Annotated in this window: 21 protein-coding genes and 1 tRNA gene; 13 read left to right on the top strand and 9 right to left on the bottom strand. The window is 68.1% G+C overall.

Annotation, left to right across the window (positions count from 1 at the left end):
* Positions 1-255: 255 nt before the first annotated feature.
* Together B7Z76_RS03390 and B7Z76_RS03385 are read left to right on the top strand one after the other, a co-directional pair.
* A tRNA-Pro gene (locus tag B7Z76_RS03390) sits at positions 256-332 on the top strand.
* 234 nt (positions 333-566) lie between these two features.
* On the top strand, positions 567-1,619 hold the full coding sequence (locus B7Z76_RS03385; RefSeq protein ID WP_291342138.1) for a YncE family protein: 1,053 nt from the start codon (positions 567-569) through the stop codon (positions 1,617-1,619).
* Positions 1,620-1,750: 131 nt separating this feature from the next.
* Here the strand turns inward: B7Z76_RS03385 and B7Z76_RS03380 are convergent, their stop codons facing one another.
* Positions 1,751-2,284, bottom strand: coding sequence for a phasin family protein (locus tag B7Z76_RS03380; protein ID WP_174503928.1), 534 nt, complete (start codon positions 2,282-2,284; stop codon positions 1,751-1,753).
* Between the two features lie 420 nt (positions 2,285-2,704).
* Here B7Z76_RS03380 and B7Z76_RS03375 point away from each other — a divergent pair, with 420 nt between their 5' ends.
* Positions 2,705-4,051 (top strand): D-alanyl-D-alanine carboxypeptidase, encoded by a 1,347-nt coding sequence (locus B7Z76_RS03375; protein WP_174504878.1) that lies wholly within the window; start codon positions 2,705-2,707, stop codon positions 4,049-4,051.
* Between the two features lie 54 nt (positions 4,052-4,105).
* Here the strand turns inward: B7Z76_RS03375 and B7Z76_RS03370 are convergent, their stop codons facing one another.
* Positions 4,106-5,701 carry a glycoside hydrolase gene (locus B7Z76_RS03370; RefSeq protein ID WP_291342136.1) on the bottom strand — a complete coding sequence of 532 codons (1,596 nt, stop codon included), beginning with the start codon at positions 5,699-5,701 and terminating at the stop codon, positions 4,106-4,108.
* Between the two features lie 47 nt (positions 5,702-5,748).
* On the opposite strand from B7Z76_RS03370, the gene B7Z76_RS03365 reads away from it, so the two are divergent.
* Positions 5,749-6,174 (top strand): CoA-binding protein, encoded by a 426-nt coding sequence (locus B7Z76_RS03365; RefSeq protein WP_291342134.1) that lies wholly within the window; start codon positions 5,749-5,751, stop codon positions 6,172-6,174.
* On the opposite strand, the gene serB is transcribed toward B7Z76_RS03365, so the two are convergent.
* Positions 6,164-7,036, bottom strand: coding sequence for a phosphoserine phosphatase SerB (gene serB / locus B7Z76_RS03360; protein ID WP_174503925.1), 873 nt, complete (start codon positions 7,034-7,036; stop codon positions 6,164-6,166). The genes B7Z76_RS03365 and serB overlap by 11 nt on opposite strands.
* Here serB and miaA point away from each other — a divergent pair.
* The 3 genes from miaA to ilvN are packed head-to-tail and all read left to right on the top strand — an operon-like array spanning position 7,035 to position 10,417.
* On the top strand, positions 7,035-8,012 hold the full coding sequence (gene miaA / locus B7Z76_RS03355; protein WP_174503924.1) for a tRNA (adenosine(37)-N6)-dimethylallyltransferase MiaA: 978 nt from the start codon (positions 7,035-7,037) through the stop codon (positions 8,010-8,012). The two genes, serB and miaA, sit on opposite strands and share 2 nt — an antisense overlap.
* A 53-nt stretch (positions 8,013-8,065) precedes the next feature.
* Positions 8,066-9,847, top strand: coding sequence for an acetolactate synthase 3 large subunit (locus B7Z76_RS03350; protein WP_291342148.1), 1,782 nt, complete (start codon positions 8,066-8,068; stop codon positions 9,845-9,847).
* Positions 9,848-9,898: 51 nt separating this feature from the next.
* Positions 9,899-10,417, top strand: coding sequence for an acetolactate synthase small subunit (gene ilvN, locus B7Z76_RS03345; RefSeq protein WP_174503923.1), 519 nt, complete (start codon positions 9,899-9,901; stop codon positions 10,415-10,417).
* A gap of 219 nt (positions 10,418-10,636) precedes the next feature.
* Here the strand turns inward: ilvN and B7Z76_RS03340 are convergent, their stop codons facing one another.
* The 3 genes from B7Z76_RS03340 to B7Z76_RS03330 are packed head-to-tail and all read right to left on the bottom strand — an operon-like array spanning position 10,637 to position 12,681.
* Positions 10,637-11,011 (bottom strand): c-type cytochrome, encoded by a 375-nt coding sequence (locus tag B7Z76_RS03340; protein ID WP_174503922.1) that lies wholly within the window; start codon positions 11,009-11,011, stop codon positions 10,637-10,639.
* 53 nt (positions 11,012-11,064) lie between these two features.
* Entirely contained in the window at positions 11,065-12,408 is a 1,344-nt protein-coding gene (locus B7Z76_RS03335; RefSeq protein WP_174503921.1) for a hypothetical protein, read from the bottom strand.
* Positions 12,409-12,459: 51 nt separating this feature from the next.
* Positions 12,460-12,681 carry a hypothetical protein gene (locus B7Z76_RS03330; protein ID WP_291342150.1) on the bottom strand — a complete coding sequence of 74 codons (222 nt, stop codon included), beginning with the start codon at positions 12,679-12,681 and terminating at the stop codon, positions 12,460-12,462.
* Between B7Z76_RS03330 and recQ the strand changes: the two genes are divergently transcribed.
* Together recQ and B7Z76_RS03320 are read left to right on the top strand one after the other, a co-directional pair.
* Entirely contained in the window at positions 12,574-14,394 is a 1,821-nt protein-coding gene (recQ, locus tag B7Z76_RS03325) for a DNA helicase RecQ (RefSeq protein WP_291342146.1), read from the top strand. The two genes, B7Z76_RS03330 and recQ, sit on opposite strands and share 108 nt — an antisense overlap.
* Before the next feature lie 139 nt (positions 14,395-14,533).
* On the top strand, positions 14,534-15,829 hold the full coding sequence (locus B7Z76_RS03320; protein WP_174503919.1) for an O-acetylhomoserine aminocarboxypropyltransferase/cysteine synthase family protein: 1,296 nt from the start codon (positions 14,534-14,536) through the stop codon (positions 15,827-15,829).
* 52 nt (positions 15,830-15,881) lie between these two features.
* Here the strand turns inward: B7Z76_RS03320 and pepN are convergent, their stop codons facing one another.
* Positions 15,882-18,545, bottom strand: coding sequence for an aminopeptidase N (gene pepN, locus B7Z76_RS03315; RefSeq protein ID WP_291342128.1), 2,664 nt, complete (start codon positions 18,543-18,545; stop codon positions 15,882-15,884).
* 191 nt (positions 18,546-18,736) lie between these two features.
* On the opposite strand from pepN, the gene B7Z76_RS03310 reads away from it, so the two are divergent.
* From B7Z76_RS03310 to B7Z76_RS03295, 4 genes are all read left to right on the top strand, one after another.
* On the top strand, positions 18,737-19,885 hold the full coding sequence (locus B7Z76_RS03310) for a GNAT family N-acetyltransferase (protein ID WP_174503917.1): 1,149 nt from the start codon (positions 18,737-18,739) through the stop codon (positions 19,883-19,885).
* Positions 19,882-20,748: a DMT family transporter gene (locus B7Z76_RS03305; RefSeq protein ID WP_174503916.1), complete on the top strand. Its 867-nt coding sequence runs from the start codon at positions 19,882-19,884 to the stop codon at positions 20,746-20,748. The genes B7Z76_RS03310 and B7Z76_RS03305 overlap by 4 nt, the downstream gene beginning before the upstream one ends.
* Before the next feature lie 225 nt (positions 20,749-20,973).
* Positions 20,974-22,587 carry an APC family permease gene (locus tag B7Z76_RS03300; protein WP_291342126.1) on the top strand — a complete coding sequence of 538 codons (1,614 nt, stop codon included), beginning with the start codon at positions 20,974-20,976 and terminating at the stop codon, positions 22,585-22,587.
* A gap of 178 nt (positions 22,588-22,765) precedes the next feature.
* Positions 22,766-23,419, top strand: a complete 654-nt coding sequence (locus tag B7Z76_RS03295; protein WP_291342125.1) for a pyridoxamine 5'-phosphate oxidase family protein — start codon at positions 22,766-22,768, stop codon at positions 23,417-23,419.
* A 73-nt stretch (positions 23,420-23,492) separates the two neighbouring features.
* Here B7Z76_RS03295 and B7Z76_RS03290 read toward each other — a convergent pair whose 3' ends face one another.
* Both B7Z76_RS03290 and B7Z76_RS03285 read right to left on the bottom strand, forming a co-directional pair.
* Positions 23,493-24,092 (bottom strand): glutathione S-transferase N-terminal domain-containing protein, encoded by a 600-nt coding sequence (locus tag B7Z76_RS03290; RefSeq protein WP_291342124.1) that lies wholly within the window; start codon positions 24,090-24,092, stop codon positions 23,493-23,495.
* Between the two features lie 93 nt (positions 24,093-24,185).
* A complete protein-coding gene (locus B7Z76_RS03285; protein WP_291342122.1) occupies positions 24,186-25,247 on the bottom strand; it encodes a phosphotransferase in 1,062 nt (353 codons plus the stop codon).
* Positions 25,248-25,369 lie beyond the last annotated feature (122 nt).

The following is a 25,369-nucleotide window of genomic DNA, read 5'->3' as shown; positions in this document are numbered from 1 at the left end:
CACACGATATGACAAAACCGCACGAAATTTCCTCGCTGGTATTTGCCTCGTCCTCGCCGTCACATCTTGGATCAGTTGAGTCCAGAGCCTAGAGCACTTCCGATCCTTTTGGATCGGATGTAGTGCTCTATCATACTGACAAACCGAGCATCTTTATCCGATCAGATGATTCCATCTGATCGGATGATGCTCGAGGCGAGATAAGCGTCCCGGGTCGATTGCCTCACCCTGAATCAGTTGCTAAGACGCCCCTGTCGGAGCGTAGCGCAGCCTGGTAGCGCATCAGTCTGGGGGACTGGGGGTCGTGGGTTCGAATCCCGCCGCTCCGACCACTCATTTCAGAAAATGCCTCCCCCCTCCCAATCTCGATTTCAGGGCGGCGACCAGCCCGTTGCCAGCGCTGACGTCGCATGCGCTGGAGCGCGGTCCGATCCATCCGGATCGGATGACGCTCTGTCACCGCACGGTCGTCGCCATGACGTTCCGATGAAATCCCGCCGACACGGCTTGCCCGCGCGCGGCCGATCGGGGAAGCCGACGCTCCACCACACTGGAACGGACCTTCCATGATCAAGCCGCGCCTCCTCGCCCTCGCTTTGCTGCCCGGCCTGTGCGCCGCCCCCTTCGCACGCGCCGCAACACCCCGCTTTCATGTTGCCGGCCAGATCGCCCTGCCCGGCCCGGTGAAATGGGACTACCTCGCAACCGAGCCGGCGGCGCATCGGATCTTCGCCGCCCAGGGCGACCGGGTCGACGTCATCGACACCCGCACCCAACGTCGCATCGGCACGATCGGCAATGTCCGGGGGGCGCATGGCATCGCGCTGGCGCCGCGGTTCGGCCACGGCTTCGCCACCGCCGGCATTGCCGGCACGGTGATCATGTTCGACCTGAAGACGTTGCGCACGATCCGCACCATCGATGTCGGCAGAGGGCCGGATGGCATTGCCTATGATCCCTCGTCGCGGCTTGTGCTCGTGCCCAACGAAGTCAGCCAGACGCTGTTCGCGATCGACCCGGCAAACGGCCGGATCGTCGGCTCCCTGCCCTTCCATGCCGATCCCGAATTCATCGTCGCCGACGGGCGCGGGCGCGTGTATCTCAACCTCAAATCGGCCAACCGGATCGCGGTGATCGATCCGCGGGCGATGACCATCCTGCGCGAGATCGACGTCGCCCCCGCCTGCACCGGACCGACCGGCCTTGCGATCGACCGGGCGGACATGCGCCTGTTCGTGTCCTGCCGCAACGATGTGCTGGCAGTGGTCGATGCGCGTGGCGGGAAGGTGGTCGCCTCGCTGCCCCTGCCGGGGTTCGCCGACGCCGTGCGCTACGATGCGCGGGATGCGCTGGTGCTGGCGCCGAGCATCGACGGCACGCTGAGCATCGTGCGCGCATCGCCCAAGGATGGATCCGGGGACGAATACCGCGTCATCCAGCGCCTCGGCACCGCGCCGGGCGCCCGGACCCTGACCTTCGACGCCACAACAAGGACGGCCTACCTCTCGACAGCGAAGCAAGTCGGGATGCTGCCGCCGGCGCCGGGAAAAACCTATCCAAGGCGGGCGTTCAAGCCGGGCAGCTTCCACGTTCTGGTGGTCCGCGCCAGCGCGCCCTGACAACGCTCCGCAACGCAAAACGCCTGAAACCCAGCGGATTTCAGGCGTCTCGCAGACACTGGCACTGCCAGCATCGCTTCGTTGTCATGCCCCCGAAACCCGTCAGGGCGTCCAGGGGCATGTCATCTGGATCAGATGGACGCGCCGAACTTCTCGACGGCGAGCGTCACGCGCGCGGTCAGCGGCGCGATGGTCTGCTCGGTCAGCTTCAGCGAGGCATCGGTGATGCGGCCGGTCTCGGCAACCGCCTTCTCCATCAGCGAACGGGCGAAACCGGTCTGCAGGTCGACCGCTTCCTTGACCGACTTCACGCCGGCAAGCGCCTTCGTCATCGAAACGGTTTCTTCAACCGAGCTCTGGGTGGTGCTGGCGATCTGCTTCGAGATGCCCTGCATGCCCGAGGCGAAAATCTGGCTCGCCTTCACCAGCGCTTCGAAATTGCCCTGGCCGAACGCCATCATCTCCTCGGTGGTCTTCATCGCCTTCACAACCTGCTCCTTCATCTTCGCCTGCTGGGTCTCGAAACCCTTCGCGGCGTTTTCCATGCCTTCCTTGACCGAAGCGAGGGTCTTCTCGAACCCTGCCGCGACCTGGGCCTTCGTCGCCTCGACAGCCGCCTCGGCGGTGTTCTGGACGGTATCGGCAGCCTTTGTCTTTGTTGTCATCGTCATCCACTCCTTGTCAGTCCGTTGCAACGATAGCCGGCGCCTCGCGGCACCCAACCTTGGCTGTCGTCACCTCGTTTCAGGCAGAAACACGACGGCCAGATATCCCGCACGCACATTTATAGTGCAGTGCAACAACACCGATCTAGGCCTTCTCAACGGCAGAGTCAAACATTTTTGTGCATCGCACAATGACCATTCGATGTCGGAACGATCCGGCGCGGCGCGGGCGTCCGCCCCGATCAACGCAAGATTAACCATTAACCCTTTGGCTTTTTTATTAATTTCACTATTTAAACTGGACAGCGAGGCAAAATCATTTTATCCGACGCATGAGGTATCGTTCATGTTTGGGAGTTCGATATGGGTTTTGCCGGGTTGCGCGATCGCGCAGGAATCGTCCTGAAGCGCTGCGCGCGAATGACCATTGGCGGCGCCTGCGCGGCGACGCTGCTGGCCGTACCGGCGGCCATGGCCTACGCGCATCACCACCGTCCCTACCGGCATGTCACCCGGACCGCGGCCGCCATGCCGATCGCGGCCGCCGCCACCGGGTCCGGCCCGGTCGCCCCTGGGATCGACTGGGTAGTGATGGACGCCGCCACCGGCAAGATCATCTCCGAGAACAACGCCTACAACATCCGCTATCCCGCGAGCCTGACCAAGCTCATGACGCTCGACCTCGCCTTCACCGCGCTCAAGGACGGCCGGCTGCACATGAACACGGCGCTGCCGGTCAGCGCCGCGGCGGCCTCGGTCCAGCCGGTGAAGCTCGATCTCGTGGCCGGGCAGACCGTGACCGTTCGGCAGGCCATGCTGGGCATGACCACCCTCTCTGCCAATGACGCGGCAACCGCGCTCGGCCAGTATCTCGGCAATGGCAGCATCCGCCGCGCCGCCGCCGAAATGACGGCCCACGCCCACGCCATCGGCATGCAGCGCAGCGTCTTCCGCAACCCGTCCGGCCTGCCCGATCCGAACCAGGTGACCGACGCCTACGACATGGCGATCCTCGCCCGCCATTTGCTGCTCGACTATCCGCAATACCGCTACCTCTTCTCGGTTCCGAGCTTCCGCTTCGAGGGCCGCATCATCCCCAATATCGATGGCATGCTCAAGCGCTACAACGGCGCGATCGGCATGAAGACCGGCTTCACCAACCTCGCCCGGTTCAACCTCGTCACCGCCGCGGTGCGCAACGGCCACATGCTGATCGGGGTGGAAATGCACGCCCCGTCCTGGATCGTGGCCTATGACAACATGGCCCATCTGCTCGATGCCGGGTTCGCGGCCGAAGGCGGCGCACCGGCGCTGGTGGTGGCCGCCAACACCAGGGCGATGCCGGCTTCCCGGCCGGTCGCCACGCCTCATCCGGCCATCGCCCCGGTCGCAACACCAACTCCGGCCCGGGCCCTGCTCGCCCATCTCGCCCGGCCGGCCACGCATCACCTGCGCCTCGCCGCCGCAACCGCCCACGCAACGCATGGCACACGGGTGACGCGCGACATGATCCCCGGCTGGACCGCGCAGGTCGGCGCGTTCGATAGCTACAGCCTCGCCAAGCGTCAGGCCCTGCGCGTGCGCAGCCAGCATCGCGTCGGCATTGCCCGCGTCGGCAGCACAATCGTCCGCCGCCGCCGCGTCTGGCGCGCCCAGATCGCCGGGCTCGATCAGCGGAGCGCAAAGATGGTCTGCAACGATCTCAAGCGCACCCATCAATCCTGCTTCATCATCCCGCCGGGCAACGAAAGCCTGGCGATGCGATGACCTTCGGCGCATCGTCCGGCTGGGTGACGCCATCCGGCCGGACGATGCTCCTTTTCACCTGCCCATACGCCAGCCCACACGCCGCAGCGCCAGCAGGCCCGGTGCCGCGACCACCAGCATCAGCGCGTTCCAGAGCATGAACTCCAGGTTCAGCACGCCGGAGATGACAGCACTCGCCACCGCGCCGGAGGCGAGCAGCGCGCTCGGCAGCCAGTCCCGCCAGCTCCGCGCGGCCGGAAAATCGCCGCGCGCAAGCCGCCAGGCCGCGATCACGATGAGCACCGCAAAGGCCGGAAACGGCGCATCCCGATAGCGCGGGTCGAACACCAGCCCCGCCTGCACGATCGTCACGGCCACCACGAACAGGAACCAGAGGTGGTCGAACAAATGCCTGCCCCAGTCGCCCGGGCCCGCCTTGCCGAACAGGCTCGCGCGCAACAGCAGCACCGTCGCCGCCCCATCAGCCCGCAACTCCACCTTATCGTGCCGCGCCCGGCGCAGGGCTGCGAGTGCGAGGGCAAGCTGCGCCGGCAGGTTCACCGCGGCACAGATCAGCAGGGATCCGTCGTACAGCACATGATGGGTGATCGCCCACGCGTAGACCAGCGCATTGCCGAGGCCGAAGGCGAGCGCGAGGCCCGAGGCGCCCGCCACCCCGCCGACCAGCGCAAACACCACCGACAGCGCGATGGCCGCCCCGGCATAAAGCGGCCAGTGCGGCATCTCCACCACCGGCCCGGCGAGCGGGAATTTCGGCGTTCGCCCGGCGGACCATATCCCCCAATTGGCGCCGGCGATCCCCTCGTCGTGGTATTTCCAGTGCTGGTCGAACGCCTCGATCAGGTTGTAATCGACATGCGCGCGATCGGCGAGGCTGACGAAACGGCGCAGGAAGATCGCCTCGTTGACCCGCGACGGCGCCGCATCCGCCCGCCAGCGCCCCCGGCTTGGCCAGCCAGTTTCGCCCACCGAGATCGTCTTGCCCGGAAAGACGCGCTCGGCCTTGCGGATGGTCCGCCCGATCCGCGCGATCGCGGCGTTCACCCCCACCGGATGGTTCTGCCAGTACGGCAGCAGGTGGATCATCACGACATCGACATGCTTCGCCACCTGCGGGAACTCGAACCAGAAGCTGGCGACATCGGCATAGGCAACCGGCTGCTTCACCCGGGCGCGGACATGATCGATGTCGCGGATCAGCTCGCCCACCGACAGGTCGCGCCGGAGCAGCACCTCGTTGCCGACGACCACGCGGGTGATCGTGTGCGGATGCGCGTTCGCCGCGGCAATGCCGGCCGCCATCTCGCGCGCATTGTCCTTCGGGTTCGACCCGAGCCAGATCCCGGCCCAGACCTTCAGCCCCGCCTGTTTCGCCAGCGCGCCGATGTCGAAATCGCCCTCGATCGAGGAATAGGTGCGGATGCCGCTGGCGTGACGCGCGATCAGCCGCAAATCCTGCTCCACCTCGGCGGCCGAGGCGAACGTCTTCGTCAGCGGCGACTGGCCATTGCGGAACGGCGCGTAGGACACCGAGTTGAACCGCGCATCCGGCATGGCGACGCCGCCGGCACGCGGCCGGTTCGGCAGATACCACGCGGCGACGCTCAGCAGGCCGAGCAGAAAGATCAGATAGGGTCTTGCGGTGCGCATGGTCCGTGCGCTTACAGGAGGCTCAACCGGCAGACCAGAGGCGACTCATGAGCATCGACGGGCTCGACGATACGACGATCGCGCGCATCCTGACGAACACGCGGCGGATCGCGCTGGTCGGCGCCTCGGCCAACCCGGCCCGCCCCTCGAACGAGGTGCTCGGCGCGCTGCTCCGCCTCGGCTACGACGTCACCCCGGTCAATCCCGGCCTCGCCGGCACCATGCTGCACGGGCGAGAGGTCGCCGCCTCGCTCGACGATGCCGCCCCGCTCGACATGGTCGAGCTGTTCCGCGCCTCCGAACGGGTGCTGCCGGCGGTGCGCGACGCGATCCGCCTTGGCGCGACGACGATCTGGATGCAGCTCGGCGTGGTGAACGAGGATGCCGCCGCCCTCGCCCGCGCGGCCGGGCTCGTCGTGGTGATGAATCGCTGCCCGCTGATCGAGCGCCCGCGGCTCGGCCTCACGCCCTGAACGACGCGGCCGGATAGCCCTGGGCGAAGAGCAGCGCGCGCAGGTCGCCATGCTCGACGCGCACCGCCGCCGCCTCGGCGAGGATCGGCTTCGCGTGATACGCCACCCCCAGCCCGGCATCGGCGATCATCGCGAGATCGTTCGCCCCGTCGCCCACCGCCAGCGTCGCCGACAGCTTCACCCCGCGCGTCGCCGCCAGCTCGTGCAGCGCCGTGCGCTTGGCGTCGCGGTCCAGCACCGGCTCGGCGACGCGGCCGATCAGCCGGGATCCATCATCGAGCAGCTCGTTGGCGCGATGCGTGTCGAACCCGACCTCCGCCGCCACCCGGCTGGTGAACCAGGTGAACCCGCCCGAGACCAGCGCCGTCACCGCGCCATGCGCGCGCATCGTCGCGACCAGCGCGCGCGCGCCCGGCATGATCGCGGTGCGCCGCCAGGTGCGCTCGAGTGCCGCGACATCGAGCCCCTCCAGCAGGGCGACGCGCTCGCGCAGCGCATCGGCGAAATCCAGCTCCCCCGCCATCGAGCGCGCGGTGATCGCGGCGACCCGCTCGCCCACCCCCGCCTCGGCGGCCAGCTCGTCGAGCGTCTCCGAAGTCACGATCGTGCTGTCCATGTCCGCGACCAGCACGGCCTTGCGCCGCCCGCGATCCCGGACGCACATCACATCCACCGGGGCATTGTCGAGCGCCGCGCGCACCAGCGCGAAATCCGGCGGCTCCATGCAGGGAATCTCGGCGGCCTCGCCGGGCGAAAGCCACAATGGCTGGCCGCCAGCGGCCAGCCCGCGCACGCGGGCCACCATCGTATCGGTCAACGTTACCTTGTCGCGCGCCGCGACCAGCACCAGAACGAATTTCATGACCCAGTCGCCTAGAGCAAGTTCCGCCCCCCCGGCAAGGCCGCTGCTGATCGCAGCCGGGCCCACCGCCTCCGGCAAGTCGGCCCTCGCCCTCGCCGCAGCACAGCGCTTCGGCGGCACGATCATCAATGCCGACGCGATGCAATGCTACGCCGACTGGCGGATCATCACCGCCCGCCCGAGCGTGGCCGACGAAGCGGCGGCGCCGCACCGGCTCTACGGCGTGCGCCGGCTGGAAGAGGCGGTCGATGCCGCCTGGTGGCGCGGCCGGGCGCTGGCGGAACTCGCAGCCTCCGAACTGCCGATCCTGTGCGGCGGCACCGGCCTCTATCTCTCCTCGCTGGTCAACGGCATCGCCCCGATCCCCGATCCGGGGCCAGACGCGCGGGCGCAAGCGCGGGGGATGCTCGCGGCGGATGGCCCGGCAGCACTCCACGCCTGGCTTGCGGCGCGCGACCCGGCAACGGCATCGAAGCTGCGGCCGAGCGATCCCCAGCGCCTCGCCCGCGCCGCCGAGGTGCTGCTCGGCACCGGGCGCGGCCTCGCCGCCTGGCACGCCGCACCGCGCGAGCGGCTCGCCGGATACCGCGTTATGCTGCTCCTGCTCGACCCGCCGCGCCAGGCGCTGCGCGCGGCGATCGCGGCGCGCTTCGAGGCAATGCTCGCCGCCGGCGCGCTGGCGGAAGTGGCCGCCGTCGCCGCCCGCGCCCCCGATCCCGCGCTGCCCGGCCTGCGCGCCCACGGCGTGCCGGAGTTGCTGGCGCATCTCACAGGCACGATCAGCCTCGACGAGGCGGCGTCCCGCGCCATCGCCGCCACCGCCGCCTACACCAAGCGCCAGGCCACCTGGTTCCGCCATCAGAAACTGGCAGATGAGCGCGATACGCATATGATCAGTTCAAGATTTGTCGATCCAGCGCAATTTTCTGAAAGCATGATCGGCAATATCATTTCATTTATTAATTCACCGGGTTGACGCAGCGCAGCAGACCGGGCTAGGCCTGCGACGCGATCGCACATGATGGGGATATCAACGCCGTGAACAAATCCGTTGCTTCCGGGGCCGAAACCCTTCTCCGCGCGCTCAAGGCGCAGGGGGTCGAGGTCATTTTCGGCTATCCGGGCGGTGCCGTGCTGCCGATCTACGACGCGCTCTTCCAGCAGAACGCGATCCGCCACATCCTGGTCCGGCACGAGCAGGCGGCGGTTCACGCGGCGGAAGGCTATGCCCGCTCGACCGGCAAGGTCGGCGTCGTCCTCGTCACCTCCGGCCCCGGCGCCACCAACGCCGTCACCGGCCTGGTCGACGCGCTGATGGACAGCATCCCCGTCGTCTGCCTCACCGGCCAGGTGCCGACCCACCTGATCGGCAACGACGCCTTCCAGGAAGCCGACACCACGGGCATCACCCGCCAGGCCACCAAGCACAACTACCTGGTCAAGCGCTCGGACGACCTTTCCCGCATCGTGCACGAGGCGTTCCACGTCGCGCGGACCGGCCGCCCCGGCCCGGTGCTGATCGACCTGCCAAAGGACATCCTCATCAACCCGGCACCCTATACCGAGGCGCCGGAAGGCCCGCACCGCTCCTACCGCCCGCGCACCGAGCCCGATCCGGCCGGCATCGCCGCGGCGGTGAAGCTGCTCAAGGGCGCGCGCCGGCCGATCATCTACAGCGGCGGCGGGCTGATCAATTCCGGCCCGGACTCGGCCGAACTGATCGTCGCGTTCGCGAAGCTGACCGGCGCCCCCGTCACCTCGACGCTGATGGGCCTCGGCGCCTTCCCGGCCTCGAACCCGGCCTTTCTCGGCATGCTCGGCATGCACGGCACCTACGAGGCCAACCTCGCGATGCATGGCTGCGACGTGATGCTGAACATCGGCGCCCGGTTCGACGACCGCGTGACCGGCCGGCTCAACGCCTTCGCCCCGCACGCGAAGAAAATCCACATCGACATCGACCCCTCGAACATCAACAAGAACGTGGTGGTCGACATCGCCATCGCCGCCGACGCAACCGAGGCGCTGCGCGCCCTCATCCCCGCCTGGAAGCAGGATGACTCCCGGCAGGACAGTGCGGCGCTCGCCGAGTGGTGGCGCATGATCGAAACCTGGCGCGAGAAGGATTCGCTGCGCTTCACCCAGAGCTTCGAGAAAGGTGCGATCATCAAGCCGCAGCACGCCATCCGCCGGCTGTGGGAAAAGACCCAGGGCCGCGAGACCTATGTCACGACCGAGGTGGGCCAGCACCAGATGTGGGCGGCCCAGCATTTCCGCTTCGACAAGCCGAACCGCTGGATGACCTCGGGCGGCCTCGGCACGATGGGCTACGGCCTGCCCGCGGCGATGGGCGTGCAGATCGCCCATCCCGACGCACTCGTGATCGACATCGCCGGCGAAGCCAGCATCCTGATGAACATCCAGGAGATGGGCACGCTCGCGCAATACCGCCTGCCGGTGAAGATCTTCATCCTCAACAACGAATACATGGGCATGGTGCGCCAGTGGCAGGAATTGCTGCATGGCGGCCGCTATTCCGAGAGCTATTCCGCCGCCCTGCCCGATTTCGTGCGCCTCGCCGAGAGCTTCCACGCCGTCGGCCTGCGCGCCGAGAGCATCGACGATCTCGACCGGGTGATCGACGAGATGCTGGCGACCGACCGTCCGGTGATCGCGGACATCCATGTCGACCGCGCGGAGAACTGCTTCCCGATGATCCCCTCGGGGGCGGCGCACAACGAGATGATCCTCGGGCCGGAACACGAGGCGAGCGCCGCCGGCATCACCGATGAGGGGCTCGTGCTCGTCTGAGCCCCGCCATCGCCGCCGAGATCCCGAGACACCGAACCTGAAAGAGCCGACATGAACGCCATCGTCCAGGAACCCATGCGCGCCGCCACGATCTCCGTGCTGGTCGAGAACGAGTCCGGCGTTCTCGCGCGCGTCATCGGCCTGTTTTCCGGCCGCGGCTACAATATCGACAGCCTGACCGTCGCCCCCGTCGAGGATGACCGGCGCAAGAGCCGCATCACCGTCGTCACCTCCGGCACCGAGCTGGTGATCCAGCAGATCAAGGCGCAGCTCGATCGCCTCGTGCCGGTGTACCGCGTGTCCGACCTCTCCGCCGAAGGGCCGCACATCGCCCGCGAACTCGCCCTCATCAAGGTGATCTGCGGCGGCGAGAAGCGGCTGGAGACGCTGCGCCTCGCCGACGCGTTCCGCGCCCGCGTGATCGACGCGACGACCGAGAGCTTCGTCTTCGAACTCACTGGCGCGACCGACAAGCTCGACGCGTTCCTCGAACTGATGCGCCCGCTCGGCCTCGCCGAGGTCTCGCGCACCGGTGTTGCCGCCATCGCCCGCGGCGTCCGCACGATCTAGAGCACTTTCCGATCCTTTCGGATCGGATGTAGTGCTCTATCTTGTTGATAACTAGAGCATCTTTATCCGATCAGATGATTCCATCTGATCGGATGATGCTCTGACTGCGCGAAGCGCCCCCACCAACGACGAACAGGGCCTCATCCGCTCCCGCCGGATGAGACCCGCCCGATCAACGGTATGGGCCGATCGGCAGGGCCAGGCCCTGCCGCAATCGCCCTACTTGCCGCCCAGCGTCTTGAGATAGGCGACCACGTCGGCGCGATCCCCCGCATTCGGCATGCCCATATAGGGCATCTTGGTCCCGGGCACGTCCGCCTGCGGGTTGGCGAGGAACTTCGAGAGCGTGTCCGCATTCCAGACGATGCCGGAATTCTTCAGCGCCGGTGAGAACTGGAACCCCGTGCTCGCCGCCGCCTTGGCGCCATAGATCCCGGCAAGCGACGGGCCGATCCCGTTCTGCCCCGCCTTGGCGCTGTGGCACGCGGCGCACTGGGCCTGAAACAGCGCCTCGCCATGCGCGACATTCGCCGCATGCGCCCCGGCGATGCTCAAGGCACCGGCGGCCAGGGCAAGGATGGAAAAGGATTTCATGTGCAGTCTCTCCTGTCGGGCACCCGCCCCCCTGGGCGGGTGCGTTATGATCGTCAGAAAGCCAGCCACACGCCCGCAAAGAGCGTATCGTTCGCCTGCGCGTTTGTTCCAGCGCCATCATAGTTGCGGGCGCTGCCGTTGAACACCGGATAAATCGTGTTTTCGACGAACACTTTCGCGTTCAGCCACGGCAGCCATTTCGGCCCGCCATTGTTGAACGGATAATAGTCCAGCTCCGTCGTCCAGGCGTTGCTGTTCGGCTTGCCATTTGCGCTGCTCGTATATTCGCCCGCATCGGCATTGCCGTAGATCGTGTTGAACGATTCCGTGATCCCGTATTTCTGGTAGATCAGGTCCGAGAGCGTGATCGTCGCGACATTGAGGCTGTCGGCCCGGTTGCTGGCAGCCCCCGGCGCCCATTCCTGCGATTCGTGAACGAAGTTTGCCTGCACCGAGAGGGCCTGGTTCTGCGTGATGTACTGGAACTGGGAATCGGCGGCGATGTCGAAGAAGCGGTTCGTCGGCCCGCTTGCCACACCGGTCGGATAGGTCCGGTCCATCAGCGCGTAGGTGCCGACCTCGATCGAGGAATTGCCCCATTGATGCTGGACGGCGAGCCGCACATAGGGTGCGACGCCGTCGATCTTCACCCCGCCCCCGGCGCCGAGCGCGTAGCCCAGCCGCTGCGGCAGCGATTTGTAGAGATCGGCCTCGGCATAGATCATGTCCGCCGGCGTCACGTTCAGCGCGCCATAGAGGCCGACGCCATAGACCGACTGTCCGAGCGAGGCGATCTGCTGCGCCGCGGCGGGCGCGTTCGCAAGGCCCGACGGGATATAGGGATACCCCCAGCTTGGCGGCGTGTTCCACAGATCGGTGACACCCGGATTGTTGTTGAGCGTCACACCCCAGAACAGCGTATGGCCGAACAGCCGGCCCGGCCGGGCGAGGCGGATATCGGTATTGTCCCAGGTCCATTGCCGGGCCACGCCGTCATAGGTGACCTGCACGAACGCGCCGAGCCCGATCGCCGAATCCAGCGCGCCGCCATAGAACAGGCTGGTCTGCTGCGCCGCCCAGGCGTCGTTCGACTTGAAGCCCGGCTGCAACCCGCCCGGCACCTTGTCGTGCTGCTGGGTCCAGCCGATCTGCGACATCGCCGCGAAATTCTTCCAGGTCGGGAACATGCCGCCGGCGATATAGCCTTCGAGCTTGAAATCCCGCCCATACGGGGTCAGCTGCGGAAAGCCGATATGACAGGCCGAGCAGGGCTCTCCGGTCTGCGCCGCGAAGGCGGGAATGGCATAGGCGGCGTTGGGCGCCGCCAGCGATGCCGCGGCGACCATGCCAGCCGCAGCCGCCAGGCGCCAGGAACCATGATGTGACCGGGTTTTCATGTGCAGTCTCCCGTTGACTTTCATTCAGTGACGATGCCCGAGGTATCAGGGTCAAAACGCGCGGTCGTTGATCGAGATCAATATTGTGACGGCTTGTTTCATGGTGTTGCAGAGCGGCACCATTGCCGTGGTCCCGGCGCGCGCCCTACACCTGCGCCCGTGCGAATCGATCTCCCCGTCCCGCCGCCCGCCGCCGCCGATCCCGAATCGGTGCTGCGCCGCGTCTTCGGCCATGGAGGCTTCCGCGGCAGCCAGCGCGACGTCGTAGAACATGTGATCGCCGGCCACGACGCGCTGGTGCTGATGCCGACCGGCGGCGGCAAGTCGGTCTGCTACCAGCTGCCCTCCCTCTGCCGGCCGGGTGTCGGCATCGTGGTCTCGCCGCTGATCGCGCTGATGCGCAACCAGGTCGAGGCGATCCGCCAGCTCGGCGTCCGCGCGGCCTCGTTCAATTCGACCCAGAGCACAGCGGAACGGATGGAGGTGCGCCGGGCCTTGCGCGCCGGCGAGCTGGACCTGCTCTATGTCGCCCCCGAGCGGCTGGTCACCGAGGAGTTCCTCGCCCTGCTCGAACCGGTGCGGATCGCCCTGTTCGCGATCGACGAAGCCCATTGCGTCAGCCAGTGGGGGCACGATTTCCGGCCGGAATATCTCCAGCTCGCCACCATCGGCGCGCGCTTCCCCGGCGTGCCGCGCATCGCCCTGACCGCGACGGCCGACCCGCAGACCAGGGACGACATCGCCCGCCGCCTCGGCCTCGGCGGCGCGCGCCTGTTCCTCTCCAGCTTCGACCGCCCGAACCTCACCTACGCCATCGCCCCGAAAACCGAGCCCCGGCGCCAGCTGCTCGGCTTCCTGCGCGCCCATCCGGGCGAGAGCGGGATCGTCTACTGTCTCAGCCGCGCCGCGGTGGACGACACCGCGAGCTGGCTCTGCGGCCAGGGCCTGCGCGCCCTGCCCTACCATGCCGGCCTCCCCGCCGAGACGCGCAACCGCAACCAGGACGCCTTCCTCGCCGACGACGGGCTGATCCTGGTCGCCACCATCGCCTTCGGCATGGGGATCGACAAGCCGGACATCCGCTTCGTCGCGCATCTCGACCTGCCGTCGAGCCTCGAGGCCTATTACCAGGAAACCGGCCGCGCCGGGCGCGACGGCGCGCCGGCCGAAACCCTGATGCTCTACGGCATGCAGGACGTAACACTGCGCCGGCGGATGATCGACCAGGGCGATGCGCCGGACGAGGTCAAGCGCGTCGGCCGCGCCAAGCTCGACGCGCTGCTGGGCGTCTGCGAAACGGCGGGCTGCCGCCGGCGGGCGATCCTCGCCCATTTCGGCGAGGCCTATCCGCGCGATTGCGGCCAGTGCGACAATTGCCGCTTCCCGGTCGAGACCTGGGACGGCACCGAGGCCGCGCGCAAGGCGCTCTCCGCCATGCTGCGCACCGGCCAGCGCTTCGGCGCCGGCCACCTGATCGACATCCTGCGCGGCACCGGAACCGAGCGGATCCAACAGCTCGGCCATGACCGCCTGCCCACCTTCGGCGTCGGCGCCGATCTCGACCGCCGCCAATGGGGCTCGGTGTTCCGCCAGCTGATCGTCGCCGGACTGATCGAGGTCGATCACGACGCGCATGGCGCGCTGTTCGCCACCCCGCGCGCCCGCCCGGTGCTGCGCGGCGAGGAATCGCTGCGCCTGCGCCGCGACCCCGCCGGCACGCGCAAGACAACCCGGCGCGACCCCGTCCCACCGGACGGCACCACCGACTCCCCCGCCTTCGCCGCCCTGCGCGAATGGCGGCGCGACACCGCGCGGACGCAGCAGGTGCCCGCCTATGTCATTTTCCACGACGCGACACTGGCCGCCCTCGCCGCCGCCCACCCGCGCGACCGCAGCGACCTCGCGACCGTCCCCGGCATCGGCGCGAGCAAGATCGAGCGCTATGGCGACGCCGTGCTCGCCGTGCTCGCCGGCGTGCGCGGCTGAACCCCGCAAGCCGCGCGCGACGGCCACTCTTGCCACGCCACCCGCCCGCGGCTTAGCCTCCGGCCCGACAGAGCACGATCTCCGGCCCGAAAGTCGCGGAACGTGCCCTGAAACCAAGAGCCATCGACGGAGACAGTCCATGACGGTCAAGAGCCACCATCCGGAAACCCTCGCCCTGCACGCCGGCTGGCGCGCCGACCCCACGACCGGCTCGGTCGCGGTGCCGATCCACCAGACCACCTCCTACCAGTTCAACAGCACCGAACACGCCGCCAACCTGTTCGCGCTCTCCGAGCTCGGCAACATCTATACCCGCATCATGAACCCGACGACGGATGTGCTCGAGCAGCGCCTCGCCGCCATCGAGGGCGGGGTCGCCGCCCTTGCCGTCGCCTCCGGCCAGGCCGCCTCGGCGAGCGCGATCCGCACGCTGACCCGCGCGGGCGAAAACGTCGTCGCCTCCACCGATCTCTACGGCGGCACCTGGAACCTCTTCGCCAACACGCTGCGCGACCAGGGCATCGAGATCCGCTTCGTCGACCCGACCGACCCCGAGAATTTCCGCCGCGCGACCGATGACAAGACCCGCGCCTACTACGCCGAAACCCTGCCCAACCCGAAGCTCGCGGTCTTCCCCATCGCCGAGGTCGCGGCGATCGGCCGCCCGCTCGGCATCCCGCTGATCATGGACAACACCGCCGCGCCGCTGCTCTGCCGTCCCTTCGACCACGGCGCCGCCATCGTGGTCTATTCCGCCACCAAATATATCGGCGGCCACGGCACCTCGATCGGCGGGATGATCATCGATTCCGGCAATTTCGACTGGGCGGCGCAGCCCGACCGCCAGCCGCTGCTGAACGCGCCCGACCCCTCCTATCACGGCGCCGTCTGGGTCGAGGCGGTCAAGCCGCTCGGCCCGGTCGCCTACATCATCCGCGCCCGCACCGTGATCCTGCGCGACGAGGGTGCGGCCCTCTCGCCGTTCAACGCCTTCCAGCTCATCCAGGGTCTGGAGACGCTGCCGCTGCGCATCGCGCGGCATTGCGAGAACGCCGAGAAGGTCGTCGATTTCCTCTCCAGCCATCCGGACGTGGTGCGGGTGATCCACCCCGGCGTCGCCACCGGCGAGGCGCGGCGGCGGGCGGAAACCTACCTCACCGGCGGCAGGGGCGCGCTGGTCGGCTTCGAGCTGACCGGCGGCGCCGCATCGGGGCGGAAATTCATCGAGGCGCTGCGGATGTTCTACCACGTCGCCAATATCGGCGACGCCCGCAGCCTCGCCATCCACCCCGCCAGCACCACCCACTCCCAGCTCTCGGCCGAGGAGCAGGCGGCCACCGGCGTCACGCCCGGCTATGTCCGGCTGTCGATCGGCCTCGAACATATCGAGGACATCATCGCCGACCTCGATCAGGCGCTGGCCGCCGCGCGCTGAACTTCAGTTTCCCGATGTCGCGGGCCGGATCGCCGGTCCGGCCCGCGAGGCTTCACGCCCCCGCCCGCGCCCGCTCGGCCATCTCCCGCGCATTGGCCGACAGCGCGGGATCGGCGAGCAGCGTATCCAGCGCGCCGCGCATCAGCGCCTGCCGCGCCGGATCGAAGCGCTGCCAGCTCGCGAACACATCGATGCAGCGCGCCGCGATCTGCCGGTTCACCCGGTCCACCTCGCCGATCATCCGCGCCACCAGCGCATAACCCCGCCCCGACGCATCGTGGAACCAGCGCTGGTTCCCCGCGCCGAACGCCTGCACCAGGGCGCGGAAGCGATTGGGGTTGCGCAGGTCGAAATCGGCGTGCCGGGTCAGCGCCTCGACGCGGTCCAGCGTGTCCGGCGCCGCCGCCATCGCCTGGATGCGGAACCATTTGTCGCCCACCAGCGCATCGCCGCGCCAGCGCGCGTGAAACGCCGCGAGGGCCGCATCGCGCGCCGGCGTCGCGGTATCGGCGAGCAGCGCCAGCGCGCCGAGCCGCCCGGTCATCGTCGGCGCGCTCTCGAAGCGGCGCTGTGCCGCGTCCAGCCCCGCCGCCGGGTCCGCCGCCATCAGATAGGCCAGCGCGACATTGCCGAGCGCCCGCCGCCCGATGCTCGCCGGATCGAGGCTGAACGGCGCCGACGCATCCTCCGCCCCGCACAGCGCGGCGAAGCGGTCCCGCAACGCCCGGCCGATCGCCGCCCGGCTCGTCTCCAGCGCCTCGTGGATCGCATCCGGGTCGATCACCGCCATCCGGTCCGCCAGCACGTCCCTGCCCGGCAGCGCCAGCATCCGTGCCGCGAGCGCCGGCGACTCCGGCGCGAGGTCGAGGGCCGCCGCCATCGCTGCCACCAGCGCCGGATCGGTCCCGACCGCCTCGCCGCGCTGAACCGCGGCGATCGCGTCGAGCAGCGCCCGCGTCGCATATTCCTGCCCAGCCTCCCAGCGGCTGAACCCGTCGGTATCGTGCGCGGCAAGGAGGGCGAGCCCGGCCGCCCCGTGCCCGGAGAGCTTCACCGGCGCCGAGAAGCCGCGCAACAGCGAGGGCACCGGCGGGGAGGCGACCTCCTCGAACACGAAACACTGCTCGGCCGCGCGCAGCAGCAGCACCCTTGTGCCGCCATGCGCCGCCGCCTCGCCCTCCAGCCGCGCTGCGAGCGCCGCCCCATCCGGCCCGATCAGCCCCATCGCCACCGGGATCAGGAACGGCTCCTTCTGCGCCTGTCCCGGCGTCGGCGCCGTCATCTGCCGCAGCGTGAGCGTATAGCGCCGCGCCGCCGCGTCGTATTCGCCCTCGAACCGCAGCTGCGGCGTGCCCGCCTGCTCGTACCAGCGCATGAACTGGGAAAAATCGAACCCCGATTCCTCCCGCATCGCGGCGACGAAATCCTCGATCGTCGCCGCCGAATTGTCGTTGCGCGCGATATAACGATCAAAGCCGCGGCGGAACGCTTCATGCCCGATGATGGTGCGGATCATCCGCACCACCTCCGCCCCCTTCTCATAGACGGTCGCGGTGTAGAAATTGTCGATCTTGCGATAGGCGGCAGGGCGGACCGGATGCGCCAGAGGCCCGCCATCCTCGGCGAATTGCCGGGCGCGCAGCATCTTGACGTCATCGATCCGCGACAGCGCCGCATCGGTCGTCGCCGCGCCATATTCCTGGTCGCGAAAGACGGTCAGCCCCTCCTTGAGCGAGAGCTGGAACCAGTCCCGGCAGGTCACCCGGTCGCCGGTCCAGTTGTGGAAATATTCATGCGCGATCACCCGGTCGATCCGCTGGTAGTCGGCATCCGTCGCGGTATCCGGCCGGGCGAGGACGAGGGCGGTGTTGAAGATGTTGAGCCCCTTGTTCTCCATCGCCCCCATGTTGAAGTCGGAGACGGCAGCGATATTGAAGATGTCGAGATCGTATTCGAGGCCGAACGCCTCCTCGTCCCAGCGCATCGCCCGCTTCAGGCAGGCCATCGCGTGGTCCACCTTGTCCTCGTCGCCGCGGCGGACATGGATGCCGAGCTGCACCTGCCGCCCCGACCGGGTGACGAACGCGTCATGAACCGAAACCAGGTCGCCCGCGACCAGCGCGAACAGATAGGACGGCTTGGGATGCGGATCCTCCCATTTCGCCCAGTGCCGCCCGTCCGGCAGGCTGCCGCGATCGGCCGGATTGCCGTTGGAGAGCAGCAGCGGGCAGCGCGCCGGATCGGCGATCAGCGTCGCCGTGTAGCGGGCCATCACATCCGGCCGGTCGGGGAAGAAGGTGATGCGGCGGAACCCCTCGGCCTCACACTGGGTAAAGAAATCCCCGCCCGAAACATACAGTCCCGACAGCTCGGAATTGCGCTCCGGCGCGATGATCACCTCGGTATCGAGGGTGAATTCGTCCGGCACGTCGCGAATGACGAGGCCATGCTCGCCGAGCGCGTAGCGGTTCGCACCGAGCGCCTCGCCATCGAGCAGCACCGATCGCAGGTCGAGCCCCTCGCCGTCGAGTTCCAGCGGTGCGTCCGCACCCCCGTGCGCCGCGTTGCGCCGCAGCGTCAGGCGCGCGCGCACCCGCGTCGCCGCCGGATCGAGATCGAAGATGAGATCGACCGTATCGACCAGAAAGGCCGGCGGCCGGTAGTCGTCGAGGCGGCGCGGGGCGGCGGCGGGCAGCGGGACGGGACGTTCGGCCATCTTTGTCTCCTTGCGAATGCCCCTTTATCTGGCCCGCCGGCTGCCGGCGCGCAATTCGCGCCACGGCCCGAAATGCCGCGAACGGGACTCCGCCCTGCCCGCCGGATGGTTGCATAAGCCGCATCACCACCTATGATTTTGTAAATATTACGCGGGATGCGACGCTCCCTCCCGCATCGCAAACGGGATTCATGAACGGCACCGCGGACGATCTCTCCCTCTCGCTGCACCAGAGCATCCACGAAATCCCGGCGCCGGACTGGGATGCGCTGGCCGGCGGCAACCCCTTCGTCAGCCACGCCTTCCTCTCCGCCCTGGAAGACAGCGACTCCGTCGGCGGCGACAGCGGCTGGTATCCCCAGCACGCGGTGCTGCGCGACGGCGCGGGCCGCCTGCTCGGCGCCGCCCCCACCTATGTGAAGGCCCATTCCTACGGCGAATACGTGTTCGATCACGGCTGGGCCAACGCCTTCGAGCGCGCCGGCGGGCGCTACTACCCGAAGCTGCAGGTCGCCGCCCCGTTCAGCCCGGTGCCCGGCCCGCGCCTGCTGATGGCCGAAACCCTGCCGCCCTCGCTGCTCGCCCGCGGCCTCGAGATCGCCGCCGAGCGGCTCGGCTGCTCCTCGATCCACGCCACCTTCTGCACCGAGGCCGAGTGGCACGCGCTCGGCGAGGCCGGCTGGCTGCGGCGCATGGGCGTGCAATATCACTGGCACAATCGCGGCTATGCAGGGTTCGAGGATTTCCTCGCCGCCCTGTCCTCGCGCAAGCGCAAGGCGATCCGCCGCGAACGGCGCGACGCCCAGGCCGGGCTCGACATCCGCGCCCTGCGCGGCAGCGAGATGGGCCGGCGCGAATGGGCGGCCTTCTACAATTTCTACCTCTCCACCGTCGACCGCAAATGGGGCGGCGCCTACCTCACCGAGCGCTTCTTCCCCCTGCTCGGCGAGCGCCTCGGCGATGCGGTGGTGGTGATGATGGCCTTCCGCGCCGGCCGCCCGATCGCCGGCGCGCTCAACCTGCGTGGCCCGGACGCGCTCTACGGCCGCAACTGGGGTGCCGTGGAAGACGTCCCCTTCCTGCATTTCGAACTCTGCTACTACCAGGCGATCGACTACGCGATCGGCGCCGGCCTCGCCCGCGTCGAGGCCGGCGCCCAGGGCCAGCACAAGATCCAGCGCGGCTACCTGCCGAGCCGCACCTTCTCCGCGCACTGGATCGGCCATCCCGGCCTCAGCGATGCCGTCGGCCGCTTCCTCGAGGCCGAGCGCCCGGCGGTGGAGGAGGAAATGGCGATGCTCGGCGAGCAATCCCCCTATCGCAGCGACCTCTCGCCGTGATCGCGGCCTATGCGGCACTGGCCGCGTCGATGGTGATCGTCGGCGGCAATGTCGTGCTGCTCAAGCTGCTGGCCGCGCACCTGCCGACCTTCCCGCTGCTGTTCATGCGCACGGGCTTCGCGACACTCTGCCTTGCCCCGCTGGTCGCCCCCCGCCTGCCGGCGCCGCGCACGCTGGCCATCCTGTTCATGCAGGCGGCATGCGGCACCCTGCTCTATAACGGCATGATGGTCGCCGGGCTGAAACTCACCGGCGCGGTGCAGGCGGGGCTGGTCCTCGCCAGCCTGCCGGCGGTGATCGCGCTCGGCGCGGCGCTGTTCCTGCGCGAACACCTGCGGCCGCTGCAATGGGCGGCGGTGGTGCTGGCGGGCGTCGGCATCGCCGCCCTCGCGCGCGGCGGCGGCGGCTTCAGCCTGCTGGGTGATGGGCTGATCTTCGGTGCGGTCTGCGGCGAGGCCGGATACGCCCTGTTCGCCCGCCGCGCCGCCGGCCTGCTGCCGGTCATGCAGGCCACGTTCTGGATGCAGGCCTGCGGCGCCGCGATGACCGCCCCGCTCGCCATCGCCAGTTTCGGGCAGGTCCACTTCACCTGGACGATCGCCGGATTGCTGCTGGTCAACAGCCTGACATCGAGCGTGCTGGCCGTGATCCTGTGGTATCACGGCATGCGGCGGGTCCAGGCCGGCATCGCCGGCACCTTCACCGCCCTGCTGCCCGCCACCGCCACGCTGATGGGCGTGCTGGTCCTCGCCGAGTCCTTCACGAGGGGCGATGCGATGGGCTTCGCCGCCCTGTTCGTCTCGATGGTCCTGATCCTGCGCCCGCAGCGCCGCCGCCCCGCCCGCGAACCGGCGGACACCTGAGCCCATCATCCTTTCGGATGAATTCATCCGGACCGACGAACATGCTCTGATCAGGGCATTATCGAACGCTACGTCCGATTTCGACAGGTCGGACAGGCTTCCTGCCCCTCTGGTTGGCGGCAAGGTTGTAAACCCCGATTCTGTCATGGCAGCTTCACGGAACGGTTTCCTCCGATGCAAAACTGCATTAGGGTTTGTTCATAAACTGTCATGGGGGCACGTAAAATGAGTGGAAAATCTGGCGTCAAGCTCAAGCGGGACGCGGGCGTCATCGGCCTGCTCTTCGCGAGTCTGGGCGGCATCATCGGGTCTGGCTGGCTGTTCGGCCCGCTTCACGCCGCCAAGGATGCCGGTCCTGCGGCGATCTTCGCCTGGCTGATCGGCGGCGTCGCGGTGCTGCTGCTGGGCTTCGTCTATGCCGAACTGGCAACCGCCTTCCCGCGCGGCGGAGCGGTGATCGCCTTCCCGAAACTCTCGCACGGCAATCTGATGGCCGTCATCATGAGCTTCGTGGTGTTTCTCGGCTATGTTTCCGTGGCGCCGGCAGAGGCCTCCGCGGTCATCACCTATGGCAACAACTACATCCCCGGCCTGGTCGACAAGGGCGGCGTGCTGACCGGCTTCGGCTTCTTCGCCTCGCTGATCCTGATGCTGGTCTTCGCCGGGATCAACGCGCTGGCGGTTCGCCTCGTGCTGACCATCAACAGCGCGCTGACCTGGTGGAAGCTCGCGGTCCCGGCGCTGACGGTGATCGTGCTGATCATCGCTGGCTTCCATCCCGCCAACTTCTCCGCCCACGGCTTCGCGCCGCACGGCACGGCCGGCGTGTTCTCCGCCGTCGCCACGTCGGGCGTCATCTTCGCCTATCTCGGCTTCCGCCAGGCGGTGGAACTCGCCGGCGAATCGAGCAACCCGCGCCGTAACCTGCCGATCGCCATCGTCGGCTCGGTCGCGATCGCGCTGGTGCTCTATGTCGGCCTGCAGGTCGCCTTCATCGGCGCGCTCCGCCCGTCCGACCTCGCCAAGGGCTGGGATGCACTGACCTTCGCCGGCGCCTCCGGTCCGTTCGCCGGCCTCGCCACCATCATCGGCGCCACCTGGCTCGCCATCCTGCTCTATATCGACAGCGTGGTCTCGCCCGCCGGCACCGGCATCATCTACTTCACCACCACATCGCGCGTGGTCTACGCCACCGGCCAGGAAGGGCTGATCGGCGGGCAGACCTTCGCGAAACTCTCCAAGGTGGGCGTGCCGATCGGCGGCCTGATCATGACGCTGATCGTCGGCGTCTTCTTCATGTTCCCCTTCCCCTCCTGGCAGAAGATCATCGGCTTCATCTCCTCGGCCTCGGTGCTCTCCTACGGCACCGGCCCGATCGTGCTGCTGACCCTGCGCAAGACCATGCCGGTCGAGCAGTACAAGCGGCCCTACCAGCTGCCCGGCGGCACGCTGGTCTCGACCCTCGCCTTCATCATCTCGAACTTCATCGTGTTCTGGAGCGGTGCTTCGACCGACAACTTCCTGTTCGGCATCATCCTCCTCTTTGCGATCGTCTATATCGGCTACGAGGCGGTGATGGGCGAAGGGCTCGGCAACCTGCACTGGCGCGGCGCGTGGTGGCTGGCGCCGTATTTCTTCGGCCTGTGGCTCATCACCTATCTCGGCCCGAAGAACCTGACCGGCGGCACCGGCACGTTCTCCAACCTCGTCGCGTCGATCATCCTGATCGTCTTCAGCCTGGTCATCATCCAGATCGCGGTGAATGCCGGCTCGCCCGATCCGGAAGAAGCCAAGGCGACGATCCTCGCCGGCGAACCCGAAGTCTTCGGCGCCGACTGACCGCGCAACCCGGCCCCTCCGGGCCGGACCACGCAGCTGGAGCATCATCCGATCGGATAAAGATGCTCCAGTTATCTACAAGACAGAGCACGACCAAGGCGGATGGGGCTCCCCCATCCGCCTTTCTTCTTGCCCCGCCGGGGTTTTCATCCGCCCGAAACGGTCCAGATCTTCGCCCATGACCGAACCCGTCCCACAAGCCGCCCCACAAGCCGCCCCACAAGCCGCCCCACAAGCCGCCACTGCGCACGACGCCGACCCCGCCCTGCATCCGGCAGACAATTTCATCGCCGCCTCGCTCGCCCGGCTGACCCGCGGCGTGCGCGACCGGCGCAGCGATTTCCACGTGATCGGCCTCGCCACCACCGGGGCGGACGGCGCGCCCCGCCTGCGCAGCGTCGTGCTGCGCGGCCGCGCGGCGCAGACCGGGCAGATCACCTTCCACACCGATGCGCGCTCCGCCAAATTCGCCGAACTCGCCCGCGACGGGCGGGCCGCACTCCTCGCCTATTCCCACGCCGCGAAGCTGCAAATCCGCATCGAAGGCGAGGTGACGCTGCATCACGACGATGTGGAGGCAGACGCCATCTGGCGCGCCCTGCCCGAAGGCGCGCGGCAGATCTACCGCACGCAACTGCCGCCCGGCACCGAAGCGGCGCCCGACCGGCTCGATCTGACCCTGTCGATGGAAGAGGCCGCCCGGCATTTCGCCGTCTGCCACCTTCGCCCCGCGCTGTATGATGTCCTGTGGCTGCGGCCGGAAGGCCATCGCCGCGCCATCGGCACGCCGGATGGCGCGGGCAAGCTGGCGGCGCGCTGGGTCGCCGCCTGAACCCCGGCTACCTGGAGCATCTTTATCCGATCAGATGACTCCATCTGATCGGATGATGTTCTAGACCCTGGCCTCAGGCCGCCGGCGGCGCGGTCCGCGCGAGGGCCGGCTCCCGCGCGAAGGCGGCAAACCACTCGGCCAGCACTGGACAGGATTTCCGCCAGTCATACCCGGCGTGGCGGAAATCGAGATAGCCCAGCGCGCAGCCCACCGCGATCGAGCCGATATCCAGCATCTTGCCCGGCGGGTCCTGTTCGAGCACCGCGAGCGTCCGCTCGATCGCCTGCATCTGCCGCTCCATGAACGCCGCCCGCGCCGCTTCCTTCGGCTTCAGGCTCTCCATCCGGATGCCCACGGCGGCGTCGAGAATGCCATCGCCCATCGCCTGATAGCGCAGCGCGGTCCAGCGGGCCGCCCCGCTGCCCGGAAACAGCGGCAGCGCATCGCCGACCTGGTCGAGATATTCACAGATCACCCGGCTGTCGAACAGCCCCACCCCCTCGTCGGTCACCAGGCACGGCACTTTCGACAGCGGGTTGTTCGCGGTCAGCGCCGCCGGGCTCTCATGCGGATTGGTCGGGATCAGCTCGATAAGCTGGTCGATCTCGCGGGCGATCGCGCAGGCCATCACCTTGCGGACATACGGGCTGGCAACGGAGTGAAACAGCTTCATGTGTCGGACTTCCTTCTGCTGGCGGCGCCGGTCGCATCCCGGGCCGCCGATACGATTACGCGAGGCGGCGGCGCGGGCCGCGATCCATCCCCGTCAGTCGCCGCGCACGACGTTCCAGCCGGTCTTCGCGACCTGCAGGAACACGTCGTGCATCCGGTGGGCGCGCTGGTCGGCCGCATTGCCGGCGAGTGCGCGGGCATACACGCCCTCGACGATCGCCGCCGAGCGGAACAGCGAGAAGCCGAGGAAGAACCGCCAGTTCTCGATCCGCTCCCGCCCGGTCCGCCGGCAATACAGCTCCAGCGCCTCCGCCTCGCTCATCAGCCCGAGCGCGGCGAGATCGACCCCCTGATACCCCGCCATCGCCGGGCCGGAGCCGGGCGGCAGGTGGTACGACATGCAGCAATAGGCGAGATCCGCGAGCGGATGGCCGATGGTCGAAAGCTCCCAGTCCAGCACCGCGAGAATGCGCGGCTCGCTCGGGTGGATCATCATGTTGCCGAGGCGGAAATCGCCATGCACGATGGAACTCTCGTCGCGCTCGGGAATATTGCCCCGCAGCCAGGCGATGAGGTTCGCCATCGGCGCGAAGTCCTCGGTCTTCGAGGCCTCGTACTGCTTGGTCCAGCGCTCGATCTGGCGGGCGACGTAATGGTCCGGCCGGCCGAATCCGGCAAGCCCCACCGCCTCGTAATCCACCTTGTGCAGCGCTGCGATCGTCTCGATGATTTGCCGGTGGATCGCGCCGCGCTCCTCCGGCGCCAGGCCGGGCATCATCACGTCGTGGAACACCCGCCCCGCGACATGGCCCATCACGTAGAACTCGGTGCCGATCACCGCGGGATCGGTGCAGTAATGCAGCATCGGCACCACCGGCACCGCGGTCCCCTCCAGCGCGCTCTGGATGCGATATTCGCGGTCGATCTGGTGCGCCGAGGGCAGCAGCGTTCCCGGCGGCTTCTTCCGCAGCACGTAATTCCGCCCCGGCGTCTCGATCAGGTAGGTCGGGTTGGACTGCCCGCCCTGGAACTGGCGGATCGTCGCCGGCGGGGCGAATCCGTCGACATGGGCGGCCAGATAGGCGAACAGGGCCGCCTCGTCGATCCTGTGCTGCGGCAGCATCTCGACAAGACGCGGCTGGTGTTCCGTGCTCATCCGGTTCCCTCCTGTGAAGCGGGCGGGAAAATCGGCGGCGGGCGGCGCCCTGTCAAGCGGCAGTATCCCGGCCGTATCCGATCTGCCCCTTGGGGGACTTGCATAACCCGCGCGCACCTCGC

The organism is Acidiphilium sp. 20-67-58 (assembly GCF_002255515.1).
Lineage (GTDB): Bacteria > Pseudomonadota > Alphaproteobacteria > Acetobacterales > Acetobacteraceae > Acidiphilium.
Note: the sequence above shows the minus strand (reverse complement) of the source record. Positions and strands in the feature narration are given on the sequence as shown.